The organism is Hypericibacter terrae, from assembly GCF_008728855.1.
Classification (GTDB): domain Bacteria; phylum Pseudomonadota; class Alphaproteobacteria; order Dongiales; family Dongiaceae; genus Hypericibacter; species Hypericibacter terrae.
In genome coordinates this window covers 2,533,752-2,548,780 of sequence record NZ_CP042906.1, presented here as the reverse complement: position 1 = coordinate 2,548,780, position 15,029 = coordinate 2,533,752, and the positions used below count along the sequence as shown (strand labels likewise).

General features: G+C 64.5%; 9 protein-coding genes. 2 read left to right on the top strand and 7 right to left on the bottom strand.

The window, feature by feature from the left end:
• Nucleotides 1–9: 9 nt before the first annotated feature.
• The 7 genes from FRZ44_RS11610 to FRZ44_RS11580 form a co-directional block, all read right to left on the bottom strand.
• Entirely contained in the window at nt 10–3,183 is a 3,174-nt protein-coding gene (locus tag FRZ44_RS11610) for an efflux RND transporter permease subunit (RefSeq protein ID WP_151177340.1), read from the bottom strand.
• Between the two features lie 314 nt (nt 3,184–3,497).
• On the bottom strand, nt 3,498–4,418 hold the full coding sequence (gene ypfJ / locus FRZ44_RS11605; RefSeq protein ID WP_151177339.1) for a KPN_02809 family neutral zinc metallopeptidase: 921 nt from the start codon (nt 4,416–4,418) through the stop codon (nt 3,498–3,500).
• A gap of 167 nt (nt 4,419–4,585) precedes the next feature.
• On the bottom strand, nt 4,586–6,646 hold the full coding sequence (locus tag FRZ44_RS11600; RefSeq protein ID WP_151177338.1) for an oxidoreductase: 2,061 nt from the start codon (nt 6,644–6,646) through the stop codon (nt 4,586–4,588).
• Between the two features lie 80 nt (nt 6,647–6,726).
• A complete protein-coding gene (locus FRZ44_RS11595; RefSeq protein WP_151177337.1) occupies nt 6,727–8,793 on the bottom strand; it encodes a dipeptide ABC transporter ATP-binding protein in 2,067 nt (688 codons plus the stop codon).
• 151 nt (nt 8,794–8,944) lie between these two features.
• Nucleotides 8,945–9,826: an ABC transporter permease gene (locus FRZ44_RS11590; RefSeq protein WP_151177336.1), complete on the bottom strand. Its 882-nt coding sequence runs from the start codon at nt 9,824–9,826 to the stop codon at nt 8,945–8,947.
• 2 nt (nt 9,827–9,828) lie between these two features.
• Nucleotides 9,829–10,770: an ABC transporter permease gene (locus tag FRZ44_RS11585; protein WP_225308653.1), complete on the bottom strand. Its 942-nt coding sequence runs from the start codon at nt 10,768–10,770 to the stop codon at nt 9,829–9,831.
• A 95-nt stretch (nt 10,771–10,865) separates the two neighbouring features.
• Complete coding sequence (locus FRZ44_RS11580) at nt 10,866–12,593, bottom strand: ABC transporter substrate-binding protein (protein ID WP_151177335.1); 1,728 nt, start codon at nt 12,591–12,593, stop codon at nt 10,866–10,868.
• Between the two features lie 319 nt (nt 12,594–12,912).
• On the opposite strand from FRZ44_RS11580, the gene FRZ44_RS11575 reads away from it, so the two are divergent.
• Both FRZ44_RS11575 and FRZ44_RS11570 read left to right on the top strand, forming a co-directional pair.
• On the top strand, nt 12,913–13,521 hold the full coding sequence (locus tag FRZ44_RS11575) for an NUDIX domain-containing protein (protein ID WP_151177334.1): 609 nt from the start codon (nt 12,913–12,915) through the stop codon (nt 13,519–13,521).
• Between the two features lie 201 nt (nt 13,522–13,722).
• Entirely contained in the window at nt 13,723–14,859 is a 1,137-nt protein-coding gene (locus FRZ44_RS11570) for an ABC transporter substrate-binding protein (RefSeq protein ID WP_191908545.1), read from the top strand.
• Nucleotides 14,860–15,029 lie beyond the last annotated feature (170 nt).

Sequence of the window (15,029 nt, the reverse complement as noted above, 5' to 3'; positions counted from 1 at the left end):
GGGCACTCCTCAATGCGATTGCCTCAGGGCTTGGGGTACATCCAGGCGCCGGCGCTCATACTTCCCAAAGACCGAATAGAGATAAGGGACGAAGAGCAGCGTGGTCATGGTTCCCACGATCACGCCGCCGATCACGGCCCTGGCCAGAACCGCGTTTTGCTCCTCACCCGGACCGCCGATCGCCATCGGCACCATGCCGACGATCATCGCCGCGGCCGTCATCAGCACCGGCCGCAATCGAGTGGTCCCGGCGGACAGTGCCGCCTGCATCGCGCTCATGCCGGCTTCGCGTTGTTCCCGGGCGAAGGTGACGAGCAGGATCGAGTTGGCAGAAGCGACGCCGACCGCCATGATGGCGCCCATCATCGACGGCACGCTGAAGGTCGTGCCCGTGACGAACAGCATCAGGATGATGCCGCTGCCCGCCCCCGGAAGGGCCAGGATCACCGCGAGCGGATCGATGAAGCTCTGATAGTTCACCACCATCAGCGCATAGACGAACACGGCCGCGACCAACAGGCCGATGGTCAGGTCCGCGAAGGCGCCATTCATGCTCTCGATCTGACCGCGGACCACGATGCTGTCGGCCGGGCCGAGCTTGCCCCGCATCTCCTGAGCGACCTTCTGGATGGCGCTGGCGGTGCTGCCGAGGTCCCGCTCCTGCAGGCTGGCATAGACGTCATAAACCGGCTGGATATTCGACTGGTTGTAAACGGACTCCACCGACTCCCGCTGGGCGCTGGCCACATTGCCGAACACATCCGGCACCACGGCGGCGCCGGCCAGGTTGCCGGCAATCGGCGTGTTGTCGAGATCGTTCTTGCTGGCAACCTTATATTCCGGCGTCTGCACGGCGAAGAAATAGGGGATGCCGGTGGCCGGGTCGGTCCAGAAGTTCGGCGAGACCTGCTCGGAGGAGCTGAGGGTGATGTTCAGGTTGCTGGCGATCTGATTGACGTTCAGCCCGAGCTCCTGCGCGCGCGTCCGATCGATCGTGTAGAACAGTTCCGGCGCATCCAGCTCCTGCTGCAGATGCGCATCCACCACGCCCGGGATGGCGGCCAGGCGCTGCTGCAGCGTCTTTGCAATTTCCTCGTTGGCAGCCCGATCGCGACCCTGCACCTGCACATCGATCTGCGAGGGAACGCCGAAATTGAGAACCTGGGTCGCCAGGTCGGCGGGCTGGAAGTAGAACTGCACGTCGGGAAAGGCGATCGGCAGCTCCTGCCGGAGCTTCTTGACATAGTCCGCGGTCGGCGCGTGGCCGTCCTTCAACTGCAGCAGGATCTGGCCGTCGTTGACGCCGATCGTGGTGCCGTCGGTGAAGGCCAGGTTATAGACGCGCTGCGGCAGGCCGATATTGTCCAGCACGAACGACAGATCCTTCTCGGGAATCTGCTGGCGGATATTGTCCTCGATCTCCTGGAACATCTGCTCGGTCCGCTCGATGCGCGTGCGCGCCGGGGCCCGGACATGGAGCTGGATCAACCCGGCATCGACCTGGGGGAAGAAGTCCTCGCCGATGTCCTGCGACAGAAGCGCAGCGGCGCCCACGATCGCGCAGGCGACGAGAGGCGTCAGCACACGCCGGCGCATGATGCCGGTGAGCAACCAGTCGTAATAGTCCCGGAACCGGTCGAAACCGGCATTGAAGCGGGTATGAAAGCGGCCCAGCCAGCCTGGCGCCGCACCGTGATTCTCGTGCTCTTTGCGGATCAGAAGGCGGATGACGATGGGCGTGAGCGTGCGCGAGATGCCATAGGAGGCCAGCATCGCGAAGACCACCGCCATCGCCATGGGCGTGAACAGGTAGCGGGCCGCCCCTTGCAGGAAAAAGACCGAAACGAACACGCAGCAGATGGCGAGCGTCGAAATCAGCGTTGGCACCGCGATGCCGGCGGCCCCTTCCAACACGGCATTGTCGAACGGTTCGCCCTTTTCCAGCAGCCGGTGGGTGTTCTCGATGGTGACCGTCGAATCGTCCACCAGGATACCGATGGCGAGCGCCAAGCCGCCCAGGGTCATGATGTTGATGGTCTCGCCCAGCGCGGACATCACCGCCAGCGAGGTCAGGATCGAGAGGGGGATGGAGACCATCACCACCAGGGTCGACCGCCAGGAGCCGAGGAAGAGCAGGATCATGGCCGCCGTGAGACCGGCGGCGATGGAGCCCTCGCGCAGGACGCTGGAGATGGCTTGCGTCACGAACACCGACTGGTCGAACAGCAGGTCGATTTGCATGCCGGGAGGTGCTGCTTTCCGAATGGCAGGCATCGCTGCCTTCACCCGGTTCACCACGTCCAATGTCGAGGCGTCGCCATTCTTGATGATCGTGAGCAGCACCGACCGTTTCCCGCCGGAATGCACGATATTCTGCTGCACAGCCCAGCCGTCGCGCACATGCGCCACATCCGAGAGATAGACCGTCGTGGGACCGACCTGCTTGATCGGAATATGGTTGAGCGCCTCGACGGTCTGGGGCATCGCGTTGATCCGCACGATCATCTGCTGATCGCCGAGCTTGGCGTCGCCAGAGGGGAGCGTCAGGCTCTGGGCATTCACCGCATTCAGCACGTCGTTCGGCGTGAGGCCGCGGGCGCGCAACGCGTCCGGATCGAGATCCACCATGATCTGCCGGTATTTGCCGCCATAGGGCGTGGGCAGGGTGATGCCGGGGATCGGCGCCAAGGCCTGGCGGATCTGGTAGATGCCGTAATCGTAGAGCTGCTGTTCGTTCAAGGTGTCGGAGCTGAGGCTGAGCTGCAGCACCGGCACGGAGGAAGCGCTGTATTGGACGATGATGGGCGGCTGGATGCCCGGGGGCATCAGCGAACGGATGGCATTGGTGGCCGAGACGATCTGGCTGATGGCGAGATCGACATTGACGTTGGGCTGAAAAAAGATCTTCGTAACGGAAATTCCCGAAAGCGTTTGGCTCTCCATGTTACGGATGTCGCTGACATTCGTGCTGATCGAGTATTCGCTGTAGGTGGTGACGCGCTGCTCCATTTCCTCCGGGGTCAAGCCCGTGAACTGCCAGATCACGGTGACCACGGGGATATTGATGGCGGGAAAGATGTCTTTCGGCGTCACCAGGATCGCGCTGACGCCGAGGAACAGCATCAGCCCCGCCAGCACATAGAAGGTGTGGGGAAATTTCAGCGCGAAGCGGACAATTCCCATCGGCGGGGTTCCCAAAACGGTCCAATGGCGAAACCGACAACCGCGCCTTCGCCACTGAAATAGGCAAACCCCCAGACGGCATCGCGACGCGATTCCCGCCTCACGGCACCGGTAGCCTTGGCGGAGGCGCCACAAGCGCTTCTCGCCCGCAAATCACCACATGGTGCGTTGCAACATCCCGGTAAATTAAGATGAGGAAAGGCGATAACAAGCGGCGCCGCGAGCGATGCGCGCGGAACCGTCCAAATGCAGCACGGATGCAACAGGCGCCGGCCGCTGCGGCCGTTCGTCGCCCCGACGCCGAAGGCGCCGGGCTAGAGCTGCTTGGCGCTGAAGGTATCGCAGTCCTTGATCAGGCCGGATTGAAGGCCCTGTTTGAACCAGCGCGTGCGCTGTGCGGAGGTGCCGTGCGTGAAGGTCTCGGGAACGACATAGCCCTGCCCTTCCCGCTGCAGGCGATCGTCGCCCACGGCCGCGGCGGCGGCCAGCCCCTCATCGGCATCGCCGGCTTCGAGAATCTGGCGCTCCTGGTTCGCGTGATTGGCCCAGACGCCGGCGAAGCAATCGGCCTGCAGCTCGACCATGACGGAAAGACCATTGGCGTCGGCCTTGTTGAGCTTGCCGCGCAGCGTATCCACCTTGTCCATGATGCCCAAAAGGGTCTGCACGTGATGACCGACCTCATGGGCGATGACATAGGCCTGGGCGAAATCGCCGGGCGCCTTGAAGCGGTCGCTGAGCTCCTGGAAGAAGTCGAGATCGAGATAAACCTTCTGGTCGCCCGGACAGTAGAACGGCCCGGTCGCGGTCTCCGCGAAGCCGCAGGCGGACTGCACCCCGCCATTGAACAGCACGAGCTTCGGATCGCGATAGGTCAGGTTCATCTGCTTGAACTGCTCGGTCCAGGTGTCCTCGGTGTCGGCGAGCACGACCGAGACGAAGTCGCGCAGGTCGGCATCCGCGGTGCTGGGCGTGCCGGTCGAGGAGGTCGACGAGGCGTCCTGCGTGTAGCCGCCGGGCTCGGTGATCTGCTGCAGGATCTGCGAGGGATCGACGCCGAAGAACAAGGCCACCACGACCACGACCACGAGGCCGAAGCCCCCGAGGCCGGCGCGCCGTAAGCCGCCGCCACCACCGCCACCCGGGAAACCGAAGCCGCCACTGCCGCCGCCGGGCATGCCCTGGCCGCGCTGATCCTCGATATTGTCGCTGCGCCGACCGTCGCGCCACCGCATGGCAATTGCTCCCTGATGCCGCGCCCCCTGCCGGAAAGCGGCGAAGGACGGGCGTGTCGAACCGAGATTGCCCCTGCCACCCGCCCTTGGCAAGCGCCGGTCCCGCCGGGCCCCGTGTTCAAATAGGAATAAGCGCTTTCCCGCGAGTCAGTTCCGTTTTAACCCGATCAAACGGCCAAATTCGGGATCTCGCGCTTGAAGGCCACCTCGCCCATGGCCGGCTCGTCGAGCTCACGGCCAAAGCGGTGCCCTTGATAGACCGCGGCCGCGATCGTGCCCGGCGCCAGCGCGTCCCCGATCACCGTCACCGACTTGATGCCTGCCTCGAGCAGTGCGCCGGGGTTCGCCATCAGTTTCTGGTGAAGCGCATCGTTCGGTAGCCGCGCGGTCACGGTCACGAGGCTGGCGCAGGCGCGTTGCGTCACGCGGCCGGTGAAGACGCAGGCGAGATCCACATGATCGCCCTTGAACGCGACGACATCCTGCTTCACCAGCAGTTCGATCCCGAGCTCCAGGAGGCGGCGCTGGATATGCGTGGACTCGAGCGTCTTCTGGGTCCAGCTCGAGACCAGGTCGGCTGGCGTCACGATGGCGACGTCATGCCCCTGACGCCGCAGCTTCTCCGCGATGACGCCGCCCATATAGTAATGGTCGTCGTCATAGACGATGACCGGTCCCTGGACCGCCTTGCCCGCCATGATGTCGTCGGGCGTGAAGACGTTGATGCCCTGGAATCCCGGCACCGCGAAACCATGCATGCGGCCCACCCCGTCGCGCCGCCACTCGGCACCCGTGGCGAGGACGACCCGGCTTGCCCCCATCTCGAGGATATGCGCCGGATCGAGCCTGCTGCCGCGATAGATCTCGACATTGGCGAGTTTGCCCAGCTGATAAGTCCGGTAATCGCGCACCCGTCCCCATTCCGACAGGCTGGGCAGCTTCGCTTCGCGGGCGACGCGTCCCCCCAGCTCGTCGGAGGCTTCCGCCAGATGCACCCGATAGCCGCGCTGGCCCAGCGTGCGGGCGCATTCGAGGCCGGCGGGCCCCGCCCCGACCACCAGCACCTCGTCCTCGGATTTGCGCGCCGGCACGATCTCCGGATGCCAGCCCTTGCGCCATTCCTCGCCCATGGTCGGGTTCTGGGTGCAGCGGAAATGGCTCATGGTGAAGTCGCCCGAGACGCAGATGTTGCAGCCGATGCATTCCCGGATGTCGTCGGGCCGCCCCTCCTCGATCTTCTTCGGCAGGAAGGGATCGGCGATCGAGGGACGCGCGGCGCCGATCATGTCGAGCACGCCGCGGCGGATCTGCGAGACCATCGTGTCGGGCGAGGTGAAACGTCCGACGCCCACCACCGGCTTGCTCGTCATCTTCTTGACGAAGGCGATGAAGGGCTCCTGGTTGCCCTCGGGCTTGAAGCGCGAGGTGGTGGAATCGTTGTACCAGGAACTGACATTGACATCCCAGAGGTCCGGCAACTCGGCCAGCATGCCGACGATGTCCTGGGACTCCTCGAGCGTCAGCCCTTCCGGCCCGATCAGCTCGTCGGTCGCATAGCGCACGACCACGGCGCAACGGTGGCCGACGGCGTCCTTGGTCTCCTCGATCAGTTCGCGGAACAGCCGCACGCGGTTCTGCAGGCTGCCGCCATATTCGTCGGTCCGGTTGTTGCGCCGGCGCTGCAGGAAATGCATCGGCATCGCAATATCGTGGCCGGCATAGACATAGATCACGTCGAACCCGGCGCGCTCGGCGCGGACCGCCGCTTCGCGATGCCAGCGCCGGTAATTGCGGATGTCCTCGCGGTCCATGGCCCGCGCCTGCATCGGGTCGTAACCGTTGATCGGCTGATGCGAGGGCCCGATCGGCATCTCACGGCTGTAATGATTGGCGCATGAGGGGCCGTGATGGGTCAGCTCGCATCCCGCGAGCGCGCCATGTTCATGGACGGCCTCGCACATCATCGCGAGGGCTGGAATGTCGTGATCGTCCCAGAGCCGCGCTTCCTTGTAGGGCGATATATCGCTGGTCGGATGGATCTCGCATTCCTCGGTGCAAATCACCGCCCAGCCGCCCTCCGCCTTCATGCCGCGCATGCCGGCGACCGCGCGCGGGTTGGGATGGCCCATGCCGTTGCAATGCGGCACCTGGTAGAATCGGTTCTTGGCCGTGACCGGACCGATCTTGATCGGCTCGAACAGAATGTCGTAACGCGGATCGCGCGCCATGGAGCTCTCCCCCTCTAACCAGGCGGGAGCAGTCTTACCCGTGGCACCGGAAACCGACAAGGCTGCAGAAAGCGGAATCCCTACTCCGCCACTCGGCGCACGACCGGGCCGACCTTCACCAGGTCGGCCAACGGAATATGGCAAGCGATCCGGTGTCCCGAGGCGGTCGTCTGCTCGGGCGGCGGGCTGTCGTCGCAGATCGCACCCACTTTTCGCGGGCAGCGCGTAGCGAAGGGGCAGCCGGCGGGCAGATCGGTGGCCGAGGGAATACTGCCTTCGAGAATCACGCGGGTCTGCTTGATATCCGGATCGGGCACCGGCACCGCCGAGAGCAGGGCCTCGGTATAGGGGTGATAGGGCGGCGAGAACACGTCCTCGACGCTCCCGAATTCGACGATCTTTCCGAGATACATGACCGCAACCTGATCGGCCAGGTAACGCACCACCGACAGATCGTGCGAGATGAAGACCAGGGTGGCGTCGCGCGTTTTCTGGATCTCGATCAGGAGGTTGATGATGGCGGCCTGGACCGAGACGTCGAGCGCCGACACGGGCTCGTCGGCCACCATCAGGTCCGGGTCGCCGGCGAGGGCCCGGGCGATGGCGACACGCTGCTTTTGACCCCCTGAGAGCTGCCTGGGCTTGCGCTGAACGAAGTCGGCCGGCAGCTTGACGACCTCCATCAGCCGCCGCGCCTCGCCGCGCATCTGGCTGCCAGCCAGGCGCTTCAGCCGGCGCAGGGAGCGCTCGATCGCATAGCCGATCGAATGGCTGGGGTTGAGCGTGCTGTCGGGATTCTGGAATACCATCTGCAGCGAGCGCTTGACGTCGATCGATCGGCTCTCGACCGGTTTGTCCGCCAGCTCCACGCCGGCCACGCGCACCCGGCCCCCCGTCGCACGCTCCAGGCCTGTGAGGACCTTCGCCAGGGTGGATTTACCGCAGCCGGATTCGCCGACGATGGCCAGCGTTGTACCCTTGGGCGCGGACATCGATACATCGTTCAGCGCCTTGACGTCATAGCCGCCGCTCTTGTCGAACAGGCCGCCCGACTGCCGATAGGTCTTCTTCAGGCCCGTGATCTGCAGCATCTCGGCCGGCGCCTTGACGGCGGCGGACGTGTGGGCCTGGGCCACCGGCCGGCGATAGGGCGGAAGCTCCGCCTCGCGCACGCATTGCACGCGGTGGCCGGGCTCGCCCGCCACTTCGAGGGTTGGAATGCGGGCGGTGGTGCAGCGGCCCGCCTCGGCATAGGAGCAGCGGGGCGCGAAGACGCAACCCTTGGGCCGGTCGAGCGCCGGCGGCACCTGGCCCGGGATCGGCAGCAGGGGCGCCGAGCGCTTGTCCGATCCCAGCACCGGGATGCAATCCAGCAGTCCGCGCGTATAGGGATGGCGCGGGTTGCGGAAGACCGCGCCGATGGCGCCCTCCTCGGCGAGCTCGCCCGCATACATGACGCCGATGCGATCGCAGATCCGCACCACCGTGCCGAGATTGTGGCTGATGAAGACGATAGCCGAGTTATGCCTGGCCCGCAGCCGCGCGACGAGATCGAGCACCGCCGCCTCGACCGTCACGTCCAAACCTGTGGTCGGCTCGTCCATGACCAGCAGCGAGGGCTCCGACATCAGTGCCATGGCGATCACAACGCGCTGTTGCTGGCCGCCGGAAAGCTGATGCGGATAGCGCTCGAACACCGACTGCGGATCGGGGAGATTGACCTCCCCCAGCATCGCCAGCGCCCGGGTTCGCGCCTCCGCCTCGCCGGCATTCTGATGGATCATCGGGACCTCCATCAGCTGGCGCCCGACCGGCATGACCGGGTTCAGGCTGCTCATCGGGTCCTGATAGACCATCGCCATCTTGCTGCCGCGGATCGAACGCAGCTCCGCATCGCTCATGCGGCCCATATCGCGGCCTTCGAAGAGAATCTTTCCGCGCGTGAGCCGGCCGGCGCCGCCCAGATAGCGCATGATGGCGAAGGCGACGGTGGATTTCCCGCAGCCGGATTCGCCGACCAGCCCCAGCGCCTCGCCCTGCGCCAGGCGGAAGCTGATGTCCGGCACGACATTGATTTCGCCCGCGCGCGTGAAATAGGAGATCGACGCGTTCTGCAGCTCCAGGACCGGCGGGCGGGGTTGGGTCATGGCACCATGCTCTTCCCCTCCCCCGCCTTGGGGGGAGGGTTGGGGAGGGGGCTGCTCGGTCCATCAGCCCTCTCCCTGGCCGTCTCCCGCAAGCGGGAGAGGGGACAACGGTGATCGAGCTCCGATCTCCTTACGTTCATCGCCTCTCCCCTCAATCCCGCAAGCCGATTTCGCGGATGCCGTCGGAGAGCATGTTGAACCCCACCACCAGCGACGAGATCGCCAGGCAGGGGATGATCGCCATATGCGGATAGGTCGACATCCAGACATAAGTCTCGCGGACCATGCCGCCCCAGTCCGGATCGGGCGGCGGCAGGCCGAGGCCGAGGAATCCCAGCACGCCGATGGCGATGGTGGTGTAGCCCATGCGCAGGCAGGCATCGACGATCAGCGGCCCGCGCGCATTGGGCAGGATTTCGACCAGCATGATGTACCAGGCGCCCTCCCCGCGCATCTTGGCGGCCGCCACGTAATCGCGTTCCCGCAGCTCGAGCGTGAGGCCGCGGACGATACGCGTGATCTGCGGCGCCGCCGTGAAGGTGACCGCGATGATGATATTGAGAGCCGAGGGGCCGAAATTCGCGATGATGATCATGTAGAGGATGATCACCGGGAAGGAGAGGATGATGTCGGAGAAGCGGCTGACCAGCCCGTCGACCCAGCCGCGATAATAGCCTGCCAGCAGCCCCATGACACAGCCGACGAGATAGGCGCTGGCGACGGCGACCGGCGCCACGGTCAGGACCGTCCGGGAGCCCCAGATCACGCGCGAGAGGATGTCGCGCGCCTGGTTGTCGGTGCCGAGCCAATGGGCCGCCGAGGGCAGCCATTTGCCCTGGGCGGCGAAGTCGTTGGCGTTGGGCGGATAGGGCGCCAGCCAGGGCGCGAACAGCGCCATGAGGACCCAGAAGCCCACCAGGCCTGCACCGATCATGCCGACCGGCGATTCCCGGAGCAGCGCGATGCGCCGCACCCAGACCGGCAACCCGGAGCCGGCCTTTCGCGTTCGCGTCTCGTTGGTTCGTGCGACCATGGTCAGCTGAACCGGATGCGCGGGTTGAGGAGCATATAGCCGAAATCGCCGACGATCTGCGTCACGACCGCGACCAGCACGGAGAACAGGGCCCCTGCCTCGATGACGGCGATGTCTTGCGACAGCGCCGCCTCGAGCATCATCCGGCCGAAGCCCGGATAGGCGAAGACCGCCTCGACCACCACGACGCCGGTCACGAGATAGTTGATCTGCAGCAGGATGACCGTGAAGGGCGCGATCATGGCGTTGCGCAGGGCATGCTTCATGATCACGTCGCGGAACTTCATGCCCTTGAGCACGGCGGTGCGGATATAGGGCCGGGTCATCACCTCGATCATCGAGGCGCGCACCATGCGCACGACATAACCCAGATCGTAGAACACCATCACCGCCACCGGCAGCACGAGCTGCGAGGCGATCGACCAGCCGCCGCCTTTGTCGAGCGTCGAGGTGCCGGGAAGGATTCCGATCCAGATCGCGAAAATCGAGGTCAGGAACACGCCCGAGGCGAACTCCGGGACCGAGGTGGTGACGATGCTGAAGAGCGAGATCGAGCGGTCGAGGCGCGAACTCTCGCGCATGCCCGCCGTAACGCCCAGCAGGATCGAGGCAGGCACGATCACGGCGAAGGCGATGCCGGCGAGCACCAGCGTATGGGCCAGCCGGTTCCAGATGATGTTGTTGACCTCGGTCTTATAGACCGTCGAATAGCCCAGATCGCCGGTGAGGATCTGGCCGACCCACTCGAAATAGCGGATGAAGACGGGGCGGTTCAGGCCCATCTGCTCGGTCAGCAGCTCGACCTGGTGCTGGGTGGCGAACGGCCCCAGCACCTTGCGCGCCACGTCGCCCGGCGTGAATTCGCTGATCATGTAGATGGCGAAGGACACCACCAGCATGGTCAGGACCAGATAACCCAGCCGTTTTGCAAAAAAGGCGACCACCCTCGGCGTACCTCTCCCGTTGCCGAAGCGTCACGCTGGAAGATTGGGGAGATCGCGGGGTGGCATGACCACCACCCCGCTCCCTATCGGCCGCCTCAGGCCGTCAACGACCACTCTTCGGCGAAGAGATAGTAGGTCGGATGGATCTGGAAGCCCTTCACCCGCTTGTCGAAGCCGGTGAAGACCGCACGCCAGAGCGGCTGAACGATCGGGCCGTCCTCCTGCATGATCTTCTCCAGATCCGCCATCACCTTGCGGCGCTCCTCGACATCGAGGATGCCCTCGGCCTTGGTCAGCGTCGCGTCGAAGTCCGGATTGGAATAGAAGGATTCGTTCCAGGGAACGCCCGAACGATAGGCCAGTCCCAGCACCATCACGCCCAGGGGACGATGCGTCCAGGTGGTGAAGGCGAAGGGCGCCGTCTCCTTGTTCCAGATCTCCCAATACTGCGACGACGGCAGCACATTGATCTTCACATTGACGCCGATCTGCTTCCACATCTCGGCCATCGCCTGAACCGCCTGGGGTTCCCAGTCCGGGTCCTTCTTGCAGAAGATCTCGGTTTCGAAGCCGTTCGGCATGCCGGCGTCGGCCAGCAGCTTCTTCGCGCCGTCGATGTCCTGCTTCATGAACTCGAGCTTGGCGTATTCCGGATGGATCGGGCACACATGATGATGCTCGCCGGCGGAGCCCAGGCCGAGATGGGCCACCTGCAGCACCTTCTCGGTGTCGATGGCGAGCCGCATCGCCTTGCGCACCTTCGCATCCTTCCAGGTATCGTGGATCGGCTGCATGCGCGCCACGGCGGTCTGGCCGGTCGAGACCGTATAGAGATTGATATGGTCCATCTTCTGCAGCGCCGCATATTGCGAGGTCGACGCTTCGTAGAGGCCATGGATCTGCTTGGAGGCGAGCGCGCTCACCGACGCCGCCGGATCGTCGCCCAGATCGATGAACTCGATGGTCTCGACGGCGGCCTTGTTGCCCCAATAGCCGTCGCGGCGCTTCATCACCGCCTTCTTGCCGACCTCGAGCTCCGTGCAGTTGTAGGCGCCGGTGCCGATCGAGTTCACACCCCACTTGCCGTTCTCGCTCGGATGCAGGATCAGGGCCGGGTAGTGGAACAGATGCTCCGGAACCGCCAGCTGCGCTTCCTTGCAGTTCAGGCGGATGGTGTAGTCGTCCACCTTCTCGATCGCGTTGTCTTCCCAGAGCTTGGTGCCCATCTTGGCATTGCCGGCGTCGTCCTTCTGGCCGGTATCGTACTCGACCAGCATATAGCCCTTCATCAGGCCCACGACCGAAGACCCCACGCTCTCGTCGAGCCAGCGCTTCAAATTCCAGATGACATCGTCGGCCTTGAGCTCATCGCCGTTCGACCATTTGATCCCCTTCTTCAGGATCAGGGTCCAGGTCTTGAGATCGGCGGAGGCTTCCCATTTCTCCAGGAGCCAGGGCCGGGTGACGTTGTCGTAGCCGGTGCGGGTCAGATAGTCGTTGCTCTGACGCACGACGTTGGAGTCGTAGACCCAGGAGAAGGTCGCCGGATTGTCGAGGGCCGGGACGCGCATACCCACCCGGACGACGTTCTCGGCGGGCGCCGCCGCGGTCTGGGTGGTCGTGGTCGTCGCTGCCGTCGTGCTCTCGCTCGATGCCTGCTCCTCCTTCTTCTCGTCGCAGCCGGCGAGCCCATAGGCGGCCGTCGCCGACAAACCCAGAAGGGTCGAGGTGCGCAGGAATTCGCGCCGGTCGACCTTGCCCTTGCGGAGTTGCGTCAGCAATGTCGGCAGATAGGGATGAATCTTCTTAAGGTCGTCGGACATGGTCGTCTCCCTCCCCGAGAATGGCGTGCACCACCATAACGCCGACGTTCAATCCCCGCTTTGCAAGGACGCGCCGGAACTCATTATTTGCCAGTAAGCAAACCACCCTTCCCGGGTCATGTCCAAAGGAATTCACGCATAAGTCCAGGTTAAACAGCCATTCAGAGACCCTGACTGATTCCGAGCCTTCTCCGCCGCAAATCCACCGACCGGCCAGCGTCCCGTTATGAGAAAAATACCGTTCCTGGCCGCCGCGACCCGGCTTTGCTAGCGTCGGTCATCCCCCTTTCACATCGCCCTTCATGATCGGCTCTTCTCCATGAACCAAGACGACGTCGAGATTCTCGAGCGCCAGCCCGCTTATCGTGGCTATGGCCGGATCGACCGCTATCGCCTGCGCCACCGCCTTCATAACGGGGGGATGAGCGGTCCGATCGACCGCGAGGTCTATGATCGCGGCCATGTGACCGGCGTGCTGCCCTACGATCCCGTCCGGGATTGCGTGGTGATGATCGAGCAGTTCCGTGTCGGCGCCTGTCTCGCCGGCATGCGCTCCTGGCAGGTCGAAGCCGTCGCCGGGATCATCGACGAGGGGGAAACGCCCGAGCAGGTCGCCCGCCGCGAGGCCCGGGAGGAGGCCGACCTCGATATCCACGACCTCGTGCCCATCTGCCGCTACGTGGTCAGCCCCGGCGCCATCACGGAGTCGGTGGCGCTTTTTGCCGGCCGGGTCGACAGCAGCGATGCCGGCGGGGTCCATGGCCTCCCCGAGGAAGGCGAGGACATCAAGGTTCTGGTGGTTCCAGTGTCCGAACTCGCCGGCATGATCGACGACGGGCGGATCGGCAACTCCCTTTCCATCATTGCCGTGCAGTGGCTGCTCTTGTACCGCGACAAGCTGCGCGCAAGCTGGAAGGCCACGGCCTGACCTCATTCCGGCGCCCGTGAGTGGTTGCCGCACTCGCCCCCAGATGGCGGATCATACCCCTACGGGGTAGTTGCTGGCCCCCACCCTTGCGCCAATAATCGCGGGCTCGACATGCCGGAAATCAGGCCGGCGATCGGCGCATCGCGCGCCCGGGACCCGGATCGGTCCCCGGAAAATAATCCTGGCAAGGGAGACTGCATCATGGAGCGCCTCAAGCTTTTCGACCGGATTGCCCAGGGCAAGGCGTCGCGGCGCGATATCACCAAGGCCCTCGGCCTCGCAGGCCTGGCGGCGGTCACCTCGCCCCTGCTGCCGCGCCCCGCGCGCGCCGGCGACGAGCTCACCTATTTCACCTGGAACGGCTACAACATTCCCGAATTCCACCCGGGCTATATCGAGAAACATGGCAGCTCGCCCAACATGGTCGTGTTCGGCGAAGACGAAGAGGCGCTGACCAAGGCGCGCGCCGGCTTCCGCGCTGATCTCGCTCACCCTTGCAAGGTCACGCTCGGCCGCTGGCGCGATGCCGGCCTGATCGAGCCCTTCGACATGTCGCGCATCCCGGCCTGGGCCGATATCTGGGACGAGCTCAAAAATGCCGACGGCGTCACCACGGATGCCGGAAGCAAGTACGGGGCCGGCACCTGGTACATCCCCTGGGAATGGGGCAACGCCTCGGTCGTCTACCGCACCGACGTCGCCACCGAATACAACAACAACCACAGCTGGGAGATCCTGTTCGACGAGAAATACAAGGGGCGTCTCGCCCAGTATGACTCGGTCGACGGTGCGGTGCTGGTCGCCGGCCTGGTCGCCCACGCCAAAGATCCGTTCAACATGACCGACGACGAGTTCAAGCAGTCGAAGGCGCTGCTGGAGAAGCAGCGCGACCTGCTGCGCTTCTGGTGGACCGACCAGACCACCGTCGAGCAGGGCATCACCTCGGGAGAGCTGGTCGCCGCCTATTGCTGGAACGACGCCGTGGTGCGGCTCAAGAAGGCCGGCGTGCCGGTCGAATATATGAAACCGAAGGAAGGCATCTTCACCTGGTTCTGCGGCCTGGTGAAATGCAAGAACGGACCGGGCGACGTGAACGCGGCCTACGATCTCGTCAATGCGATGCTGGAACCGCGCGTCGGGAAATATCTGATCGAGAATTTCGGCTATGGCCACTCGAACAAGAAGAGCTTCGAGCTGGTCGACCAGGCGACCCTCGAAGGACTCGGCATCCGCCAGCCCGAGGATCTGTTCAAGACCGGCATCTTCTTCGCCGAGATGGATAACGATGTTCGCCAGAAATACATCGCCATGTTCGAACAGGTGAAGGCCGGCGGGTGAGGAAGGCGACTCTCCGACCTGAATGACCATCCCTTCCCCCCAGGCGGGCTTTGCCCGCGATTCTTGAAGAATGCTGCCGGCGAAGCCGGCGGGCGGGGGAAGGCTAGGAAGGGGGGTGCCAAGGACTCGATGCATCCCGAAGTGGCACCCCTCCCCCTACCGCAAGGGAA

Coding starts and splice junctions, on each gene's coding strand:
- FRZ44_RS11610 (WP_151177340.1), bottom strand. CDS start 3,183: ATGGGAATTGTCCGCTTCGCGCTGAAATTTCCCCACACCTTCTATGTG.
- ypfJ (WP_151177339.1), bottom strand. CDS start 4,418: ATGCGGTGGCGCGACGGTCGGCGCAGCGACAATATCGAGGATCAGCGC.
- FRZ44_RS11600 (WP_151177338.1), bottom strand. CDS start 6,646: ATGGCGCGCGATCCGCGTTACGACATTCTGTTCGAGCCGATCAAGATC.
- FRZ44_RS11595 (WP_151177337.1), bottom strand. CDS start 8,793: ATGACCCAACCCCGCCCGCCGGTCCTGGAGCTGCAGAACGCGTCGATC.
- FRZ44_RS11590 (WP_151177336.1), bottom strand. CDS start 9,826: ATGGTCGCACGAACCAACGAGACGCGAACGCGAAAGGCCGGCTCCGGG.
- FRZ44_RS11580 (WP_151177335.1), bottom strand. CDS start 12,593: ATGTCCGACGACCTTAAGAAGATTCATCCCTATCTGCCGACATTGCTG.
- FRZ44_RS11575 (WP_151177334.1), top strand. CDS start 12,913: ATGAACCAAGACGACGTCGAGATTCTCGAGCGCCAGCCCGCTTATCGT.
- FRZ44_RS11570 (WP_191908545.1), top strand. CDS start 13,723: ATGGAGCGCCTCAAGCTTTTCGACCGGATTGCCCAGGGCAAGGCGTCG.